The organism is Collinsella aerofaciens (genome assembly GCF_040926405.1).
Lineage (GTDB): Bacteria > Actinomycetota > Coriobacteriia > Coriobacteriales > Coriobacteriaceae > Collinsella.
In genome coordinates this window covers 68240-82014 of the sequence record NZ_JBCOIG010000006.1, presented here as the reverse complement: position 1 = coordinate 82014, position 13775 = coordinate 68240, and the positions used below count along the sequence as shown (strand labels likewise).

The 13775-nt window shown below is 62.0% G+C and carries 15 protein-coding genes; 14 read left to right on the top strand and 1 reads right to left on the bottom strand.

Annotated elements, in window-relative coordinates:
• Positions 1-282 precede the first annotated feature (282 nt).
• The 4 genes from rpsL (at position 283) to rpsJ (ending at position 3696) form a co-directional block, all read left to right on the top strand.
• Positions 283-660, top strand: a complete 378-nt coding sequence (rpsL, locus tag AB5758_RS03930) for a 30S ribosomal protein S12 (protein WP_006235012.1) — start codon at positions 283-285, stop codon at positions 658-660.
• Between the two features lie 73 nt (positions 661-733).
• Entirely contained in the window at positions 734-1207 is a 474-nt protein-coding gene (gene rpsG, locus AB5758_RS03925; RefSeq protein ID WP_006235013.1) for a 30S ribosomal protein S7, read from the top strand.
• A gap of 19 nt (positions 1208-1226) precedes the next feature.
• Complete coding sequence (fusA, locus tag AB5758_RS03920) at positions 1227-3326, top strand: elongation factor G (protein ID WP_022094183.1); 2100 nt, start codon at positions 1227-1229, stop codon at positions 3324-3326.
• A 61-nt stretch (positions 3327-3387) separates the two neighbouring features.
• Positions 3388-3696 carry a 30S ribosomal protein S10 gene (rpsJ, locus tag AB5758_RS03915; RefSeq protein ID WP_022094184.1) on the top strand — a complete coding sequence of 103 codons (309 nt, stop codon included), beginning with the start codon at positions 3388-3390 and terminating at the stop codon, positions 3694-3696.
• A gap of 116 nt (positions 3697-3812) precedes the next feature.
• Here the strand turns inward: rpsJ and AB5758_RS03910 are convergent, their stop codons facing one another.
• On the bottom strand, positions 3813-4589 hold the full coding sequence (locus AB5758_RS03910) for a biotin--[acetyl-CoA-carboxylase] ligase (RefSeq protein ID WP_368141906.1): 777 nt from the start codon (positions 4587-4589) through the stop codon (positions 3813-3815).
• A gap of 176 nt (positions 4590-4765) precedes the next feature.
• Between AB5758_RS03910 and AB5758_RS03905 the strand changes: the two genes are divergently transcribed.
• From AB5758_RS03905 to accD, 10 genes are all read left to right on the top strand, one after another.
• Positions 4766-5725: a 3-oxoacyl-ACP synthase III family protein gene (locus tag AB5758_RS03905; RefSeq protein ID WP_368141908.1), complete on the top strand. Its 960-nt coding sequence runs from the start codon at positions 4766-4768 to the stop codon at positions 5723-5725.
• 51 nt (positions 5726-5776) lie between these two features.
• Positions 5777-6013, top strand: a complete 237-nt coding sequence (locus AB5758_RS03900; protein ID WP_006235019.1) for an acyl carrier protein — start codon at positions 5777-5779, stop codon at positions 6011-6013.
• Positions 6014-6015: 2 nt separating this feature from the next.
• Positions 6016-6960 carry an enoyl-[acyl-carrier-protein] reductase FabK gene (fabK, locus tag AB5758_RS03895; protein ID WP_138374772.1) on the top strand — a complete coding sequence of 315 codons (945 nt, stop codon included), beginning with the start codon at positions 6016-6018 and terminating at the stop codon, positions 6958-6960.
• Positions 6948-7889 carry an ACP S-malonyltransferase gene (locus AB5758_RS03890; protein WP_138374773.1) on the top strand — a complete coding sequence of 314 codons (942 nt, stop codon included), beginning with the start codon at positions 6948-6950 and terminating at the stop codon, positions 7887-7889. Before fabK ends, AB5758_RS03890 begins: the two co-directional genes overlap by 13 nt.
• Positions 7890-7904: 15 nt before the next feature.
• The gene (gene fabG / locus AB5758_RS03885) at positions 7905-8678 is read left to right on the top strand and encodes a 3-oxoacyl-[acyl-carrier-protein] reductase (RefSeq protein ID WP_138374774.1); all 774 of its coding nucleotides are present in this window, start codon (positions 7905-7907) and stop codon (positions 8676-8678) included.
• Positions 8679-8717: 39 nt separating this feature from the next.
• Positions 8718-9965 carry a beta-ketoacyl-ACP synthase II gene (fabF, locus tag AB5758_RS03880; RefSeq protein ID WP_138374775.1) on the top strand — a complete coding sequence of 416 codons (1248 nt, stop codon included), beginning with the start codon at positions 8718-8720 and terminating at the stop codon, positions 9963-9965.
• Between the two features lie 3 nt (positions 9966-9968).
• Positions 9969-10442 carry an acetyl-CoA carboxylase biotin carboxyl carrier protein gene (gene accB, locus AB5758_RS03875; RefSeq protein WP_022094191.1) on the top strand — a complete coding sequence of 158 codons (474 nt, stop codon included), beginning with the start codon at positions 9969-9971 and terminating at the stop codon, positions 10440-10442.
• A 9-nt stretch (positions 10443-10451) separates the two neighbouring features.
• On the top strand, positions 10452-10874 hold the full coding sequence (gene fabZ, locus AB5758_RS03870; RefSeq protein WP_117563763.1) for a 3-hydroxyacyl-ACP dehydratase FabZ: 423 nt from the start codon (positions 10452-10454) through the stop codon (positions 10872-10874).
• Positions 10875-10884: 10 nt separating this feature from the next.
• Positions 10885-12228: an acetyl-CoA carboxylase biotin carboxylase subunit gene (locus AB5758_RS03865; protein ID WP_006235026.1), complete on the top strand. Its 1344-nt coding sequence runs from the start codon at positions 10885-10887 to the stop codon at positions 12226-12228.
• A partial coding sequence (gene accD / locus AB5758_RS03860) for an acetyl-CoA carboxylase, carboxyltransferase subunit beta (RefSeq protein ID WP_368155384.1) occupies positions 12221-13775 on the top strand: 1555 nt, incomplete at its 3' end. The genes AB5758_RS03865 and accD, both read left to right, overlap by 8 nt.

The window sequence follows — 13775 nt, the reverse complement described above, 5'->3', positions numbered from 1 at the left end:
AAGCACATTAAGTGCTTTCCTTTGCGTGCGGAACTCGCGACAAACTTAAACAGCGGGCCGCCCGGACCGGGAATCCGCCCCCGCGCACAGGAGGGGGTTCCTTTTGTGTAGGCTTTGCGGAAATATGGCTATTTTGGGATACGCCCGGCGGCGTGGTCTGTTGACGGCACAGCTAACGCCACGTATCCTATCGAACTGCGTGTTTCGTAGGGGGATGCTGACCCCTCGATTCAAGCCGTTGCACTTTACAGAAAGCTGGAATCATTCGAGAAGGAGTACGCTTTGCCTACTATTAACCAGCTGGTTCGCCAGGGCCGTCGTTCCGTGCCCAAGAAGTCCAAGAACGCTGCTCTGCAGCACAACTCCCAGAAGCGCGGCGTGTGCACCCGCGTCTTCACCACGAGCCCCAAGAAGCCGAACTCGGCTCTTCGTAAGGTTGCCCGTGTTCGCCTCGTCAACGGCATCGAAGTTACTGCTTACATCCCGGGTGAGGGCCACAACCTGCAGGAGCACTCCATCGTGCTCGTCCGCGGCGGTCGTGTCCGTGACCTCCCTGGTGTCCGTTATCACGTCATCCGTGGCGCCTACGACGCTGCTCCGGTCCAGAACCGTATGCAGGCCCGTTCCAAGTACGGTGCTAAGCGCCCCAAGGCTAAATAAGCCAGATAACGTTTTGATACTTTCGCCGTGTGCCGCCTAAGGGCCGCACGGTAGACACTTAAGGAGATTTCACATGCCGCGTCGTGCAGCAGCTAATCGTCGTGAGGTTCAGCCTGACGCCGTTTACAACAACCGCCTGGTGACTCAGCTCATCAACAAGGTCCTTCTTGACGGCAAGAAGGCCACCGCTGAGCGCATCGTTTACACCGCTTTCGAGATCGTTGCCGAGAAGTCCGAGGGTGGCGACGCTCTCGCTACCTTCAAGAAGGCTATGGACAACGTCAAGCCCACGCTCGAGGTTAAGCCCAAGCGTGTCGGTGGCGCTACCTATCAGGTCCCGATGGAGGTCAACTCCCGTCGTTCCACCGCTCTGGGCATCCGCTGGATCGTCAACTTCTCCCGCGCTCGCAAGGAGAAGACCATGGCCGAGCGTCTCGCCAACGAGATCCTCGACGCTTCCAACGGCCTGGGCGCTTCCGTCAAGAAGCGTGAGGACGTCTTCAAGATGGCCGAGGCCAACCGCGCGTTCTCTCACTATCGTTGGTAAGTTAAGGTAAGGAACTAACATGGCTAAGCCTAAGTACAAGCTTTCCGATACCCGTAACATCGGCATCATGGCTCACATCGATGCCGGTAAGACCACCACGACCGAGCGTATTCTTTACTACACCGGTAAGACCCACAAGATCGGTGAGGTCCATGAGGGCGCTGCCACCATGGACTGGATGGTTCAGGAGCAGGAGCGCGGCGTAACCATTACCTCCGCTGCTACCACCTGCTTCTGGAACAAGGACGGTAAGGACTACCGCATCCAGATCATCGACACCCCGGGCCACGTTGACTTCACCGCCGAGGTCGAGCGCTGCCTGCGCGTCCTCGATGGCGCTGTCGCCGTCTTCGACGCTGTTGCCGGCGTTCAGCCCCAGTCTGAGACCGTTTGGCGTCAGGCTTCTACCTTCAACGTCCCCCGCATCGCCTTCATCAACAAGTATGACCGCGTGGGCGCTGACTTCTTCAACGCTATCGAGACCATGAAGGATCGTCTCGACGCCAACGCCGTGGCCGCTCAGGTCCCGATGGGCGCCGAGGACAACTTCTGGGGCGTCATCGACCTGGTCACCATGACTGCATGGGACTTCAAGGCCGACGAGAAGGGTATGACCTACCCCGAGCCGATGGACGAGATCCCGGCTGAGTTTGCCGACATCGCTGCCACCAAGCGCGAGGAGCTCCTCGACGCTGCTGCCAGCTTTGACGACGAGCTCATGGAGAAGATCCTCATGGAGGAGGACTTCACCGTCGAGGAGCTCAAGGCTGCTCTGCGCAAGGGTGTTCTGGCCAACGAGCTCAACCTCGTCTTCGTGGGCTCCGCCTACAAGAACAAGGGCGTTCAGGAGCTGCTCGACGCTGTCGTCGACTACCTGCCCAGCCCGCTCGACGTCGAGGCCGTCACCGGTACCGATCCGGACACCGGCGAGGAGATTCAGCGTCATCCTTCCTTCGACGAGCCCTTCTCCGGCCTGGTCTTTAAGATCATGACCGACCCGTTCGTCGGTAAGCTCACCTATGTCCGCGTTTACTCCGGCCGCGCTGAGTCCGGCTCCTACGTGGTCAACGCTTCCAACGGTCAGCGCGAGCGTCTCGGCCGCATCCTCGAGATGAACGCCGCCGAGCGTATCGACCGTGACGACGCTGCCGCCGGCGACATCGTCGCTTGCGTCGGCTTCAAGAACTCCACCACCGGTGACACCCTGTGCGCCGAGGGCAAGGAGATCGTCCTCGAGAAGATCGAGTTCGCTAAGCCCGTTATCGACGTTGCCATCGAGCCCAAGACCAAGGCCGAGCAGGACAAGATGTCCCTGGCTCTGACCAAGCTCGCCGAGGAGGACCCGACCTTCCAGGTGTCCACCAACCACGAGACCGGCCAGACCATCATCGCCGGCATGGGCGAGCTGCACCTCGAGATCATCGTCGACCGTCTGCTCCGCGAGTTCAAGGTTGACGCTAACGTTGGTAAGCCCCAGGTTGCCTACCGCGAGACCGCTGGTCACGACGTCGAGAAGGCTGAGGGCAAGTTCGTCCGCCAGTCCGGCGGTCGCGGTCAGTACGGCCACGCCGTCATCAAGCTCGAGAAGATGGAGGAGGGCTTCGGCTACGAGTTCGTCAACGCTATCGTCGGCGGCGTCGTGCCCAAGGAGTACATCCCGTCCATCGACAAGGGCATCCAGGAGGCCCTGAACACCGGTGTTATCGCCGGCTTCCCGGTCCTCGACGTTAAGGTCACCCTGTTCGACGGTTCTTACCACGAGGTCGACTCCTCCGAGGCCGCCTTCAAGATCGCCGGTTCCATGGCTATCAAGGACGCCCTCAAGAAGTCCGATCCGCAGCTGCTCGAGCCGATCATGGCTGTCGAGGTCGAGACCCCCGAGCAGTACATGGGCGACGTTATGGGCAACCTCTCCGGTCGCCGCGGCAAGATCGAGGGTATGGAGGATCGCAAGAACAGCAAGCTCATCCGTGCCAAGGTGCCGCTGGGCGAGATGTTCGGTTACGCTACCGACCTTCGCTCCCAGACCCAGGGCCGTGCATCCTACACGATGCAGTTCGACTCTTATGAGCCTGCGCCCAAGTCCATCGTGGACGAGGTCATGAGCAAGAACGCCTAAGTTCGAGCTCCCTGTTACGTAATCCTGCGAGAACATCTCTCGCACTCTTTGGAGGTTTAAGTTGGCTACCCAGAAGATCCGCATTCGCCTCAAGGGCTATGATCACGAGGTCGTCGATCAGTCCGCGAAGCTCATCGTCGAGACCGCTCAGAAGACCGGCGCTCGCGTTTCCGGTCCTGTCCCCCTGCCCACCGAGCGCAACCTGTACACGGTTATCCGCTCGCCGCACGTGAACAAGGACTCCCGTGAGCAGTTCGAGATGCGCACCCACAAGCGCCTCATCGACATCCTCGACCCCACCTCGGGCACCGTTGATTCGCTCATGCGTCTCGACCTCCCCGCTGGCGTCGACATCGACATCAAGCTCTAAGCGATATCGCTCATAGCTTAAAGGGCCCCGCTGCCGTTACGGTAGCGGGGCCCTTTTGTTTTGAGTTTAGATTTTGGGATAGCGAATTCGTCTGCCGAGCCGGCGGCTGCGGCGCCCTATTCGCTCAGGGGGCGCAAGGATGCTTCTTCGAAGTGGAAGACGCACAAGCCGCTCTCGGTCTCAATGCATGCGCGGCCGCAATCGTCGACCGTTCTAAATATGCCTCGTGCCAGCTCGTCTCCAGCGGGGGAGCGGGCGATAACGTGCTTCCCGATCCAATTGAGGTGAGCGATATATTCGTCGTGGACGGGCGCGAGCGGACCGGCGTTTTCTTCCATGGCGTTGAGGCGCTCTGCCCAGGTATCTACAGCGTCTATAACTGCGTGATAGACCTCATCGAGGAGCATGTCGACGGCGGGAACGCTCTCGTTGAGGTCCGAGAGGCCAATTGCCGCCAGGCCGCCATCGGGCACCTCTTGGGGCGTGTAGTTTACGTTGACACCAATGCCGCAGACGGCGAAAGGTTTGCCTTCGTTATCGCGTGCGGCCTCGACCAGAATGCCGCCGAGCTTGCGTCCTCGCGCGACCAGGTCGTTGGGCCATTTGAGGCCAATCTCGATTGCAAGACCCTGCTTTTCGAGTGCTTCGAGCACCGCTAGGCCGCTGACGGCGGCAAGACCAGAGTACTTTGCGGGATTAACGCATGGACGCAGGACAATCGAAAGCAATAGGTTGCCGGCGGTTGAATCCCACTTGTGGCCGCGCCGGCCGCGTCCTGCCGTTTGCGCGCGGGCGGCAAGTCCTGTGCCGTGCGGCGCACCCTGTTTTCCTGCCTCGAGCAGGTCATCGTTGGTCGATCCGGTTACGTCGACAATCGTTAATTGGGCATCCATAGCGGCTGCTACCTCCTTATTGAATAAGTGAATGACGCAATGGTGTCGAGAGATAGACACAATGTGAAGCCTTTGTCGCATTTGGACAATTTAATGTTAACACGTCAACAAAGACTGAAATGCGTTATCCTCTCTTGGTCGATGTAAACACGTCAACAACTCAAAGGAGGTTAGTGATGGGTTTCACGATTCTTGGAACAGGCTCGGCGCTTCCTGAACGCAGTGTTTCCAATGACGAGCTGTCTGAGTTCCTCGATACCTCGGATGAGTGGATTTTTACCCGCACGGGTATCAAGAGCCGCCACGTCTGCACCACCGAGTCACTTGACGACCTTGCCGTAGCGGCGAGTGAGCGGGCACTCCAGGTGTCCGGAATCGACGCGAGCCAGCTGGATCTGATCGTCTGCTCGACGACGACGGGTGACCACCTTGTTCCCGCTGAGGCGTGTGCCGTTGCTGAGCGACTAGGCGCGACGTGCCCTGCCTTCGATGTCTCGGCGGCTTGTGCCGGCTTCGTATTTGCGCTCGATGTCGCCGAGGGCTATATCGCCCGCGGTCGCGCCGAGCGCGTGCTTGTCGTTGCTGCCGAGCAGATGACGCGCGCGCTCGACTGGACCGACCGTGCCACCTGCGTGCTCTTTGGCGATGGGGCAGGCGTCGCAGTGATTGAGGCTGGGGGAGACAGTCCCCTTGCCGTTGAGCTTTCGACGGCGCCCGACGTCGAGACGTTGCGCGTTCCCGGTCTGGTCGGTACCTCGCCGTTTAAGGCTTCCGCAGATAGCGCGAGCGTGCTGTCCATGAATGGCCGCCGCGTGTTCAAGTTCGGCGTCAACGCCATCTGCGACACGGTCCATAAGCTTGCGATCGATGCGGGCATTTTGGTCGAAGACATCGATCATTTTGTATTCCATCAGGCTAACGAACGAATCCTGAGCCAGGCGGTCAAGCGCCTGGGCGTGCCGGACGAGCGCGTGGTTCGCACGTTGCGCGAGACCGGCAACATTTCGAGCGCATGCATTCCGCTTGCCCTCGACCGGCTGGCAAACGCCGGTGCACTTCACACAGGCGACACCATCGCCTTGGTTGGATTTGGCGCCGGTCTGGATATAGGTGGCTATCTGCTTCGTTGGAAGTAGTCGCACATAGGAAATAAAAACGCCCTAGGGCACAACCAAAGGAGAACTACCATGGCAGATCAGAAGACCTTCGAGCGCGTTTGCGACGTTATCCGCGAGACCGCCGGTCTTGACGATGTCGAGATGAAGCCCGAGTCCACGCTCGAGGAGATTGGTCTCGACAGCCTGGGCACCGTCGAGATCCTCGTTGCCGTCGAGGACGAGTTTGGCATCCAGCTCGATACCGAGGAGAACCCCAAGACGGTCGGCGAGTTCGCCGATACGGTCGAGGCGGCATTGGAGAAGTAGAGATGCTCAAGACTCCTCTCTGCGATCTGCTCGGCATCGAAAAGCCCGTGTTCCAGGGCGGTATGGCCTGGATTGCCGATGCCTCGCTGGCGTCCGCAGTGTCCGAGGCGGGTGGCTTAGGCATCATCGCGGCCATGAACGCCGACGCCAACTGGCTTCGCGACCAGATTCATGAGCTGCGCGCCAAGACGGATAAGCCCTTTGGCGTGAACGTCATGCTCATGAGCCCGTTTGCCGACGAGGTTGCACAGGTCGTGATTGACGAGCGAGTGCCGGTCGTCGTGACGGGCGCCGGCAATCCCGCCAAGTACATGAAGGCGTGGAACGAGGCGGGCATCAAGGTCATCCCGGTCGTTGCCTCGGTGGCGCTGGCGCGCCTCGTGGCACGTCGTGGAGCCACGGCGGTTGTTGCCGAGGGTACCGAATCGGGCGGCCATATTGGCGAGACCTCGACGATGGCACTGGTGCCGCAGGTCGTCGATGCGGTTGACATTCCCGTCGTGGCCGCCGGCGGTATTGCCGACGGCCGCGGCGTGGCGGCCGCCTTTATGCTGGGCGCCGAAGGCGTGCAAGTGGGTACGCGCTTTCTGGTCGCAGACGAGTGCACCGTCTCGGAGCAGTACAAAGAGATGGTCCTGAAGGCCAACGACACTTCAACGCGTGCGACCGGTCGCTCGACGGGACATCCAGTGCGCGCCCTCAAGAGCCCCTTCACCAACGCCTATGCCAAGAGCGAGGGTTTCGGCGCGAGTGCCGAGGAGCTCGGTGCTATGGGAACCGGTGCGCTGCGTAAGGCCGCCAAGGACGGCAACTACGAAGAGGGTTCGTTTTTGTGTGGACAGATTGCCGGCATGGTCAACGAGCGCCAGAGCGCACGCGAAATCGTTGACGACCTGGTCGCCGGCGCCGAGCACGTCCTGAAGGGTGCGTGCGCATGGGTGGCGTAGCGTTTTTGTTTGCCGGCCAGGGTGCCCAGCACCCCGCGATGGGCGTCGACTTGATCGAGACATCGCCGGCGGCCGCCGAGGTGTTCGCCATTGCCGATGAGGTGCGCCCGGGGACGAGCGAGCAGTGCCGGAGCGCCTCCAAGGAGGAGCTCTCGCAGACCGAGAACACGCAGCCTTGCGTGTTCGTGCACGACTTGGCTGTCGCCGTCGCCCTGCGCGAGCGCGGCGTGGTGCCTGCCGCCTGTGCGGGATTCTCGCTGGGCGAGGTCGCTGCACTCACCTTTGCGGGGGCATTCGATACGCGAGCGGGTTTTGAGCTCGTGTGTGAGCGCGCGGCATTGATGGCCACGGCGGCCGAGCGTCACCCCGGCGGCATGCGCGCCGTCATCAAACTTGATGCTGCGCAAGTCGAGAACCTAGCTGCGCAGGCCGGCGAGGACTGCTGGCCGGTCAACTACAACAGTCCCCAGCAGACGGTTGTGGCCGGAGCGCCCGATGCGCTGCAGACCCTCGACGTCCTAGTAAAAGAGGCTGGCGGCCGCGCCATGAAGGTCGCGGTGTCGGGTGCATTTCATAGCCCCTATATGGCCGAGGCGACCTGTGGCCTTGCCGCATATATTGAGGCCGGTCACGCGCCGTCCCCGTTGCTCATTCCTGTTTTGGCAAATATGACAGCGGCGCCCTATCCGGCGGACCCCCAGACGGCATCGGATGTCTTGGCCAATCAGGTGAGCCATGCCGTGCGCTGGGTCGATACGCTGCATGCTCTGCAGGATCAAGGCATCGACACATTTATTGAGGTCGGCCCCGGCAAAACGCTGTCCGGCCTGATCAAGCGTACGTTGAGCGACGTTCGTGTGTATTCGTGCGAGACGGCCGAGCAGGTCGCAGCTATTGCCGACGAGCTCGCATGGTCTACAGGGCTGTAACCCGAAAGGAATGACATGGGCAACTTGAACAACGGCGCGCTCGAGCGCAACGACTCACGTCGCGTGGCACTGGTCACGGGCGGCTCGCGGGGTATCGGCCGCGCCTGCGCTATCGGTCTGGCGGAGGATGGCTACGATATCGCCGTCGTCTATGCCGGCAGCGTCGATGCGGCGCGCGAGACGTGCGACGCCTGCGAGGCGGCTGGCGCCACGGCGCGCTCATATCAATGCGACGTGGCCGACCCCGCTGCCGTCAACGCGTGCGTGGAAGCGGTCCTCAACGACTTTGGCTCCATTTGGGCGCTCGTCAACAACGCTGGCATCACCCGCGATGGCCTGCTCATGCGCATGGGCGATGACGCCTTCGATCGCGTGCTCGATGTCAATCTTAAAGGAACGTTTAACACGACGCGCGCGCTCACCAAGACCTTTATGCGCCAGCGCGGCGGCTGCGTCGTCAACATGAGCTCGGTCGTGGGCCTGATGGGCAATGCTGGGCAAGCCAACTACGCTGCCTCCAAGGCGGGCGTGATCGGCCTGACCAAGGCGGTGGCGCGCGAGCTTGCGCCCCGCGGCGTACGAGTGAACGCGGTTGCCCCCGGGTTTGTCGAGACGGATATGACGGCAAAGCTCTCGGAGAAGGTGCGTACGGTAACCGAGGAGCAGATTCCCCTTAAGCGTATGGCGCGCCCCGAGGAGGTGGCCGGCGTGGTGCGCTTTTTGGCGAGCGATGCGGCTGCCTACATTACGGGTGAGGTCGTGCGCGTCGACGGCGGAATGGCGATGTAGAAACCAGGGCCGAAGAACGGCTTGGATGAGGAGACCATGATGGAACAGAGAGTTGCAATCACCGGTATCGGTGCCGTGTCGCCGCTCGGCAACACCGCGCTTGCCACCTGGGCGGCAATGTGTGCTGGCACGTGCGGCATCGGCCCGATCACGCACTTCGATACCGATGCGTTTGCCGTCAAGGTGGCAGCCGAGGTCAAGGGCTTTGACAGCAACGAGTACTTTGGCAAGCGTGACGCCAAGCATCTCGACCCCTGCGTTCAGTTTGCGATGGCGGCTTCGGACGAAGCCATGCACGATGCGGGCTTTGATGTCGAAGGCGCCATCGATCGCGAGCGCCTGGGCGTCTACGTGGGCTCGGGCGTGGGCGGCATGACGACGCTCGTCGACAACGTCCATACGATTGCCGAACGTGGGCCCCGCCGCGCATCGCCCTATATGATCGCGATGATGATCCCCAACATGGCATCGGGCAATATCGCAATCCGCCACAAGGCAAAGGGCCCGACCCTGCCCGTGGTGACCGCGTGCGCAACCTCGGCCCATGCGGTGGGCGAGGCGTTCCGCGCCATCAAGCACGGCTATGCCGACGCGATCCTCGCGGGCGGCGCCGAGGCTGCAATTATCCCCGATGCCGTTGCGGGCTTTACGTCCTGCCGCGCATTGACCACCAACCCCGATCCCGCGACGGCCTGCCGTCCGTTCGATGCAGACCGCGACGGCTTTGTGATGGGCGAGGGCGCCTGCGTGCTGGTACTCGAGAGCATGGAACATGCGCAGGCGCGCGGTGCGCACATTTATGCCGAGGTCGTGGGCTACGGCAACACCGATGATGCCTATCACATCACGAGTCCTGATCCCGAGGCTGCCGGCATTGCCCGCGCGATATCGCTGGCGGTGACCGAGGGCGACGTCAAGCCTTCCGAGGGTCTCTACATCAATGCCCACGGCACATCGACCAAGCTCAACGATTCGTCCGAGACGACGGGCATTAAGCGTGCGCTCGGCGAGGACGCGGCGCGCGCCGCGCACGTCTCGTCGACTAAGTCGATGACCGGCCACATGATCGGTGCCACGGGCGCCATCGAGGTCATGGCCTGCGCCATGGCGCTCGAGCAGGGCGTGGTGCCGCCGACCATTAACTACCACACGCCCGATCCCGCCTGCGATCTTGACTACACGCCCAATCGCGCGGTTCGCGCTGACCTTACCTGGGCGCTTTCGACCAACCTGGGCTTTGGCGGACACAACGCCGCCATCGCGCTGCGTAGATATACGAGGAGCTAGAGCATGGATTCCAAAAGACTTGCCGAGATAGCCGATGTTATGGAGGACCGCGGCCTCACGCGCGTACGCGTTGAGGAGCCCGATGGCACCGCGGTCGAACTCGAGCGCGCGAGCGCCGCACAGCCGGTTGCCGTGCCCATGCCCATGCCGAGCGCTATGGCCGCTCCAGTTGCAGCTCCCACAGTCGCGCCTGCCGCACCGGAGCCCGCCGCGCAGACACCTGCCGCCGCACCGGAGCCCAAGGGCACCGAGGTGACCGCTCCCATGGTCGGCGTTTTCTATGCTGCCCCGGCGCCGGGCGACGAGCCGTTTGTGCACGTGGGCTCTAAGGTCAAGGCCGGCGAGACGCTCTGCATCATCGAGGCCATGAAGGTTCTCAACGAGGTAACGGCAGAGGCAGACGGCGAGGTGCTCGAGATCTGCGTGGCCGACGGCGACCTCGTGGAGTTTGGCAGTTGCCTTATGAGGATCGGATAGGTGATATCCATGAACAAAGAAGAGCTTAAGGAACTGTTGCCGCATCGCGAACCGATGCTTTTGCTCGACGAGGCCGAGCTGGTGGGCGACGAGGCCCACGGCAAGATCACGATTACGGGCGACGAGTACTTTTTGCAGGGGCATTTTCCGGGAAACCCGGTGGTCCCCGGCGTGATTCAGTGCGAGATGCTCGCCCAAAACTGTTGCGTGCTGCTGATGGGCGATGAGGAAGCGCGCGGCGCGACGCCGTTCTACACGAGTCTGGACAAGGTGCGCTTTAAGCGTCCGGTGCGCCCGGGCGACACGGTTGATCTGGTGTGCACCATCACGCGTGCGCGCGGGCCGTTCCGCTTTGCGACGGGTACTGCGAGCGTCAACGGTGAGGTTTGCTGCCGCGCCGATATGTCTTTTGCACTCATGCACGAAAGTTAAGGAAGGCTTCATGTTCGACAAAGTGCTCATCGCCAACCGCGGCGAAGTCGCGGTCCGTGTTATCCGCGCGTGCCGCGATATGGGCATCAAGACCGTCGCCGTTTATTCCACGGCCGATGCGGACGCGCTGCACGTGCAGCTTGCCGACGAGGCGTATTGCATCGGCGGTCCGCGTCTTGCCGAGAGCTACCTCAACGACGATGCTGTGCTCACCTGTGCCGTAAAGTCGGGAGCTAAGGCAATTCATCCCGGCTATGGCTTTTTCTCCGAGAAGGCGAGCTTCGTGCGCGACTGCGACAAGTATGGCCTGGCGTTTGTTGGTCCTTCGGCCAAGGTGATCGACAGCATGGGCGACAAGGACGCCGCACGTCGAACGGCTGCCGCGGCGGGCGTGCCCATCGTGCCGGGCTGCGATTTGCTCAAAAGTCCCGAGGAGGCAACGGCCGAGGCTGAGCGCATTGGCTGCCCCGTGCTTATTAAGGCGCGTGCGGGCGGCGGCGGTCGCGGTATTCGTAAGGTCGAGCGCGTGGAAGATGCGGCAAAGGCCTTTATTGAAGCACGCGCCGAGGGCGAGGCCGTTTTTGGCGACGGCGAGTGCTACATGGAGAAGTTCGTCGCGCCGGCGCATCACGTTGAGGTACAGATTATGGCCGATAAGCAGGGCCATGTGTTTTCGCTCGGCGAGCGCGAGTGCTCGGTGCAGCGGCGCAACCAAAAGCTAATCGAGGAGAGCCCCGCGCCGTGCCTCGACGGACACGACGACATTCGTGCTCGCATGCACAAGGCAGCGCGTGACCTGGCTCGTGCCGTCGGCTACGAAGGAGCCGGTACCATCGAGTTCCTGTATTCGGACGACGGCAATTTCTACTTTATGGAAATGAACACGCGCTTGCAGGTGGAGCATCCGGTTACGGAGTTTGTGACCGATACCGACTTGGTCAAGTGGCAGCTGCGCGTGGCAGCCGGCCAGCCTCTGCCCTTTGAGCAGGAGGACATGCCGGTCCGCAACCACGCCATGGAGTGCCGCATCAATGCCGAAACGCCGGATTTTCTGCCGTCATGCGGAACGGTCACCGCGTTGCGTGTGCCGGGTGGTCCGCGCGTGCGCTGGGATTCCGCCATGTTTACCGGTGCTAAAGTTCCGCCGTACTACGACTCCATGCTTGGCAAGCTCATCGTGTGTGCGCCCACGCGTGACGGCGCCATTCGCAAGATGCGCTCGGCCCTGGGCGAGCTCGTGATTGAGGGCGTGAGCGAAAACAGCGAGCTTCAGCTCGACGTGCTGGCAAACGACGAGTTCTTGTCGGGCATGTATCACACCGATCTGATGGGGCATCTCTATGCTGATGAATAGAAAAGCGAAGACGGTCAACGTCCTCGAGGGACCGATGACCGAGTCGTGCGCCGAGTTTCCCGCGCGCCACGTGTTTATCAAGTGCCCGGAGTGCCGCCGCGTGATCGATGAGGCGCGCCTGCACGACAACCTCGAGGTCTGCCCTCGTTGCGGCAAACACTTTCGCGTGAGCGGGCGCGACCGCATGCGCATGACGATTGACGAGGGCACGTTTGAGGAATGGGATGCCAGTCTGGCGCCGGAGGACTTCCTCTCGTTTCCCGGCTATGCCGACAAGCTCAAGAGCGTGAGCGAGCGTTCGGGCGAGCACGATGCCGTTGTGTGCGGCAGGGGCAAAATCTGCGGTTGCGATACCGCGCTCTTCTTTATGGACGCCAACTTTATGATGGGCTCGATGGGTTCCGTGGTGGGCGAGAAGATCTGTCGCACATTTGAGCGAGCGACCGAGCTTGGATTGCCAGTTGTCGGCTTTACCGTTTCGGGCGGTGCGCGCATGCAAGAGGGCGTGACATCGCTTATGCAGATGGCCAAGATTTCTGCGGCGGTTAGGCGCCACAGCGAGGCGGGCGGCCTGTATATCACGGTGCTCACCGACCCCACGACCGGAGGCGTAACCGCGAGCTTTGCCATGGAGGGCGATATTATCCTGGCCGAGCCCGATGCCCTGACGGCATTTGCCGGCCCGCGCGTGATCGAGCAGAACATGCACAAGCGCCTGCCCAAGGGATTCCAGCGCTCCGAGTTTTTGCTGGAGCACGGCTTTTGCGATGCCGTTGTTCCGCGTGGCGAGATTGCGCTCACGGTAGGCGAGCTGCTGGCGCTGCACGAAGGGCACGCGCCCGGCCTGGGGGCACCGCATGAGATCGTGCATACGGGTCGCCGCGGCAAAAAGCTGGGACACTTGTTCAAGCGCTCGGCCGCACCAAAAACCGCGCTCGAGATTGTCAAGCAGACCCGCTCGGCAGATCGCGCCACGGCAGGCGAGATGATCTCGCTGGGCCTGGATGGATTTGTGGAGCTGCACGGCGACCGCTACTTTGGCGACGACGCTGCTGTGGTGGCTGGCATTGGCTGGAAAGACGGACGTCCCGTAACGGTCATCGCCATCGAGCGCGGCACCACGACCAAAGAGCGCATGCGTCGCAACTTTGGTATGGCACATCCCGAGGGCTACCGCAAAGCGCGTCGCCTGATGCGCCAGGCCGAAAAGTTTGGTCGACCGGTTCTGTGCCTGGTCGATACTTCGGGCGCGTTTTGCGGCATCGGTGCCGAGGAACGCGGTCAGGGCGAGGCCATCGCCCAGAATCTCATGGAGATGAGCGGCCTTAAGACGCCGATTGTCTCGGTGGTGACAGGCGAGGGCGGCTCTGGTGGCGCGCTGGCGCTGTCCGTGGCCGACCGCATCCTGATGCTCTCGAGCTCGGCCTATTCGGTCGTGAGCCCCGAGGCCTGTGCGTCGATCCTGTGGAAGGATACCGAGCGTGCGGATGAGGCCGCCGAGGCGCTTAAGCTCACGGCCCCCGATCTGCTGGCGCTCGGCATCATCG